This window comes from Janthinobacterium sp. GW823-FHT06H09 (genome assembly GCF_058794735.1).
In genome coordinates this window covers 1-5,573 of the sequence record NZ_JBXAHC010000033.1, presented here as the reverse complement: position 1 = coordinate 5,573, position 5,573 = coordinate 1, and the positions used below count along the sequence as shown (strand labels likewise).

Below are 5,573 nucleotides of genomic sequence, written 5' to 3'. Positions count from 1 at the left end.
TAGCGCCTATTTCATTATTTCTTGTGAACATTTGATATTTTAAGTTAGACGCCAATCCGAAGATTGACGCTGCACTTACATCAAATGCCCACACTTATCGACTGTTAATTTTTAAAGAACTGTATTCGGTTACTGCTTTCGCGCTATCGACAAAGCGTTGTGTTTGTCAGCTGCGAAGAAGGAAGAGTATGAAGCGTTTCGGCTAATTCGTCAACCTTCTTTTTTGCCGTTTGCTACTGCATCCGGCTTCCTCTGTTTCGCTAAAACCACTGCGTCTCATTGGGGAGGCGAACTATAGCAAAGCCACTCAAAGGCGGCAAGCTTTATTTCAGCAATTCGGCAACCGCCATGCCCACATCGGTCGTACTGGCGCTGCCGCCCATATCCGGCGTACGCGGACCATGCTCGAGCACCCGCTCGATGGCGTGCACAATCGCGTCATGCGCCGCCGTGTAATTGGCATCGCCATTACCGAGGAAGTCCAGCATCATGGCGCCCGACCAGATCATGCCGATCGGGTTGGCGATATTCTGGCCATAGATATCGGGCGCGGAACCGTGCACCGGCTCAAAGACGGAGGGGAATGTACGCTCCGGATTGATATTGGCCGATGGTGCGATGGCAATCGTTCCCGTGCACGCAGGTCCCAGGTCAGACAATATGTCGCCAAACAGATTCGAAGCGACCACCACGTCGAAACGTTCGGGACTCAATACAAAGCGAGCCGCCAGGATGTCGATATGGTATTTATCCCAGCAGACCTCGGGAAAGCTCGGGCCCATCGCTTCCACCCGTTCATCCCAATACGGCATGCTGATGGCAATGCCATTCGACTTGGTCGCCGATGTCAGGTGTTTTTTAGGCCGGCTTTGCGCCAGCTCAAACGCATACTTCAGGATGCGGTCGATGCCTTTGCGCGTAAACACGGATTCCTGCAGCACCATTTCGCGCTCGGTCCCCTCGAACATGCGTCCGCCCACGGATGAATATTCTCCTTCCGTATTTTCACGCACCACATAAAAGTCGATATCGCCCGGCTTTTTATTCGCCAGCGGACATGGCACGCCCGGCATCAGCCGCACGGGACGCAAGTTGACGTATTCGTCGAATTCACGCCGGAACTTCAGTAATGAACCCCACAGCGAGATATGATCGGGCACCTTGTCCGGCCAGCCCACGGCGCCAAAATAGATGGCGTCGAAATCCTTGAGCTGCGCGAACCAGTCCGAGGGCATCATTTGCCCGTGTTCCAGGTAATAGTCGCAATTGGCCCATGCCATCGTCGTAAACTGCAGGTCGATATTGAAACGGCGGGCGGCCGCTTCAATTACACGCAAGCCCTCCGGCATGACTTCATTGCCAATGCCGTCACCGGCGATGACGGCGATTTTATGTATGCTCATGGGGGAAACCCTGTTGGAAATAGACGATGGAAGCCCGTATTTACATCTGCTGCGTCACGTCCGGGTACAGACGCGCCAGCACATCGGCAGTGATCGCCGTGATGATGGGCTGCACACATTCGGCAGCCAGTTCATTGGACTTCGCGCGGCGCACCTCTTTCCATAACTCGACCAATGCGCTCTCATGACGCGCCACCGCCTGCTCGACTTCATCCTGCCAGAAGGCCGGCGCCTCGCTTTCGACAAAGTTGCCGCGGCCACGGCCAAAGTGCGCCACCGCCAGGTAACGCAGCACGCCCGCCACCACCAAGGTGCGCAGGAAGGCATCGGTAAATTGCATCGTGGGCTCATTGCGGTCCGTTCCGGAATTAAAGCCCCAGGCTGCGCCCGCAAACGTCAACGCACCAACCACACCGCCAAGCAGGGCGCCCGTGCCCAGGGTCAGGCCGCCGGAAATCAGGTCGGCCGACAGCCCTGTCGCCGCACCGGAAATCATCGCGCCCAATAGCCCGGCTTGCGCCTTGTCGATCGGCGCGCGCACGGCGAAGTTCTCCCGTATCCGGCTATTGATCTTATGCGCGTCGGTCGGGTCGAGTTTGTGCAAGATCAAAAGCTCACGCGTGGTGATACCGCTGTGCGCATTAAGCCGCGCCACCAGGCTGGCCATGGCCTTTTCCTGGCGTTGCTGCTCTGCGTTCTTGCCTATGCCAACGACCTGCAAGGCCGATTTCAGCAGCCCCTTAGAGGCGGGCTCGATGGCTTCGCGATCCTGCCCGGCCACCGCCAGTTGCGTGGCCAGCAAGTGCATCGCCTGCCGGAAACGTGCCGTATTCTGCTCTTGCCAGGCAGCAAACAAACGCGCATAGCCTGCTTGCTGCGACTGCGGCAACAATTTACCCACAGCTTCGTAAAACACGCGTTCATGCACCCAGCAGCGGGCAAAGGCATCGAGCGCCAGGACATCGCGCACGATTGGATACTGCTGCAAATGCTCGCGCCAGCGCGCCTGCTCGCCGTGTTCCTCATTCCCCGGACGCGGCGGCCCCATCTGATTGAGCAAGACCACCACAGGCTTATCCAGCCAGGCGAGGATTTTCATTTCCGCCGGCAAGTAGCCCGCATCCTTCGGATGTTCCGAGGAATTCACCAGGTACAACACCACGTCGGCGGAGTCCTTGGCCGTGCGCAGCGCCTGCTGGCTGAGCCAAAACGGGCGGTCGCGATAACGGTCCAGCACTTCACGCAGAAACCAGCCGATGGGATTGCCTGACTGGCCCAGGCGCTTGAGCAGACGCACGGAGTCGCCAAAGCCGGGCGTGTCCCACAATTGCAAAGCATCACCCTGTGGTGTGGCCAACAAGGTATGCGATTCGGCAAACACAGTTACGTGGGCGGCGTCACGCACTTCGCCCACATCCACGCCCACGAGGGTACGCGCGAGTGTCGTCTTGCCATTATTCGTGTGCGAAATCAGCGCAAACTGAATCTGCACCGCGTCATCTTGCACATCTTTATTCACGTTCACACTCATGCTGTTGCCGATACTTTCAAGCCGACACCGGCATCAAGCGGGTGCAAGGCAGGGTTGAGCAGATTGACCACGGTGGCCGTGGCTTTATGGAACTGGCAAAACTGCTGCCACAAGGCGACCCGTTCCGCCAGACGCACGCCGTTATCCGCCTGCTCGCCCGCGCGCTCCAGGTAGCTGGACTCGTCGATCAGGACAGCGATGCCGCGCGCCGACGATTGCACCAGATAATCGAGGAAGGCCCCGTGATTTTCCTTTTCCGGCGTCGCCGTCAGATTGAACAGCACGGCCGTGATATTGACTTGTGGATCGTTCAAGTCCGTGTCGCGCAAGACGTCCTGCGGCTCTTCGCCATACGACGTTGATGGACGCAGCATCATGCGCCCCTGCTCGCCAAACAGCATGAGGGCGATTTGCCCCAGACCCTTGTGGCGTGCCTCATCGACAGTAAAGCTGTAGGGCAAGACGCGCAGCATGCCGCCCGTGGCCACACCGATGCTTTCATTAAGCTTGCGGAAATACGGCTGATCGAGATCCAGCGGAAACTGCCTGGCCAGGCGCGCGGCGCGCCAATTATTGACCAGGGCCAGGATCAGGCGGGGGACGACCACCAGCAGGAAAATCGTCGCCGCATACAAATGCACCCAGCGTGCGCCGCCTTCGACGGTCGTCGTTTGCGGGAAGCGCAGCGCTTCGATTTCCGCCAGCGAAAAACCTTGTAAGTGAAACAGGGCAATGGCCGGCGCAAACAGGGTCGACAGCAGGCTGTGCACCTGGCCGGCATTCAGAAAGGTGCTTTCCCAGCCGGCCGCGTATTGCGACAGAAAACCGCGCGCATACAACGAGGCGACGGCGCCAATGGCAAACATGGCAGCGCTCAAGTGGATTGTACGGCCCAGGCGCGCGGCCGTCAGCTTGGCGCTCAAATGCGCCCATTCCCCCATGAAGCTGAGCAAGCCCGAGGACAATGCGTGCGGCAGTTTGCGCGGCAAGGCCAACCGGCCCACGCTCAGGTGGCGCACCAATCCCGCCTTCGGCCAGCCCAGGGAATGCGAAGGGATGCATAGCCAGATCAGCAAGCCCAGGTAGACCAGTACATTCCAGGCGATGATCAGCAGCAAGGGCGCCGACAGCAAGTCGACGCGATGGGGATCCGTGATGCGATCGAGCCCGGCGCCCAGCAGCAGTGCCAGCAGGGGCAAAGTCAGCGCCAGGGCTTTCATGCCGTTACGACGTTTCGCGAAAGCGGCGAAGGCGGGGGTGCGCTCGGTGATGCGTTTGATGATCAGCTCGGAACGCTGCTGCAGGAAATCGTCACCCGTGACTTCGGCCTGCTTGCCCGAAGCTTGCCACTGCGCAAGCTCACGCGCGCTGCGGCTGGCATACATGCGGTCATCCTCGCTGAGGATTTCTTTTTTTTGGTCGGCCGTCTCGATAGCACGGACCAATACCACTTCTCTCGCAATCTGCTCGTTCATGGTGCTCCTGTTTTTGTATTAAACGACAACTCGACAGGCAGATTGTGACGTACTTTCGTATTTCAGGCCAACGCGTCCTCGGCCCGGAACAAATTATGCAGCAGATAGATCAGGAAAGCAGCGATCCAGGCAGACCACAAGGTGTGCGTAAAGAATTGCGTACCTTGCAACTGTTGCTGCCAGCCTGCCGCCAAACCGCACAGCAGCATGACGCAAGCGAGCAGCAGCGCCATGCGTGGTCGCCCGGGCAGACAGAACAATGGCAAGGCCAGCATCCACCAGGCAGTGTTCGCCTGGGTAGCAGGCAGGCATGCCATGGCAGATGCGCTGGCTGGCAATGTTTCCAACAGGCGCGTGTACGGCTCCAGTCCACCATAACGCAACAAATCCGTGGGACAGGGCACGTCGCTGAAGGAAGAGAGCAAATAGATGCTTAGCGGCACGAAGATAGCCGACAGCGCCACCACGCGCAAGGCGCTGCGACGCGAAGCAAGCCAGGCCAACGGACGCAAGGTGTCCCACACGGTCAGCCCGATCATGACGGCGCCAAGCAAGATCATACCGATCTGAAAACTGCGCGCCCACACGCTGTCAGCGCCGACAAATTGTCCACGCGCACCGTCGAACATACTGTCGGCAATCATGAGGTCGAGGTTGCTGTAATTACCGATCCAGAGTATCAGCATGGCCGACAGCATCAGGATGCTATCGATGCCTTTGGGAGTTTTGACGAGTTTAAGCTTGGCCAGCATGGGTGCACACGTTACTTGATGAGAATGGACATCATCGTACAGTGTCAATATGAAGAGAACATGACGGTGCCCGCCGTGCACAACATGTGGTGATAAATGAAAAAGGCAGCGCGCAGCGCTGCCTTTTTTTCGCCTGCTGGACAGCCGGGGTCAGCCCCCCTCACACTGACCGTCGATCGGCGGATCGGGCAGGCCGGCGCAGGCCGGCGTAGGTCGGCGCAGGCCGGCGTAGGTCGGCTTAGCGCAGCGTAAGCCGACAACCACCTGCGGCACCCCGCAAAACCGCCAGACGAAAAAAAACCCCACCGGAGTCCGGCGGGGTTTTTCTCTTACTGCGAATAACAAGCCTGACGATAACCTACTTTCACACTGGTTGCAGCACTATCATCGGCGCAAAGTTGTTTCACGGTCC

General features: G+C 58.5%; 4 protein-coding genes. All 4 read right to left on the bottom strand.

The features are described from left to right. Positions 1–323: 323 nt before the first annotated feature. Positions 324–1,403 carry a tartrate dehydrogenase gene (locus AC1Q6X_RS27725; protein ID WP_492420611.1) on the bottom strand — a complete coding sequence of 360 codons (1,080 nt, stop codon included), beginning with the start codon at positions 1,401–1,403 and terminating at the stop codon, positions 324–326. 40 nt (positions 1,404–1,443) lie between these two features. Beyond that, positions 1,444–2,934 (bottom strand): DUF3482 domain-containing protein, encoded by a 1,491-nt coding sequence (locus AC1Q6X_RS27720; RefSeq protein WP_070223770.1) that lies wholly within the window; start codon positions 2,932–2,934, stop codon positions 1,444–1,446. Continuing rightward, positions 2,931–4,409, bottom strand: coding sequence for a DUF2868 domain-containing protein (locus AC1Q6X_RS27715; protein WP_492498990.1), 1,479 nt, complete (start codon positions 4,407–4,409; stop codon positions 2,931–2,933). The genes AC1Q6X_RS27720 and AC1Q6X_RS27715 overlap by 4 nt, the downstream gene beginning before the upstream one ends. A 62-nt stretch (positions 4,410–4,471) precedes the next feature. Beyond that, positions 4,472–5,161 carry a phosphatase PAP2 family protein gene (locus tag AC1Q6X_RS27710; protein WP_492498989.1) on the bottom strand — a complete coding sequence of 230 codons (690 nt, stop codon included), beginning with the start codon at positions 5,159–5,161 and terminating at the stop codon, positions 4,472–4,474. Positions 5,162–5,573 lie beyond the last annotated feature (412 nt).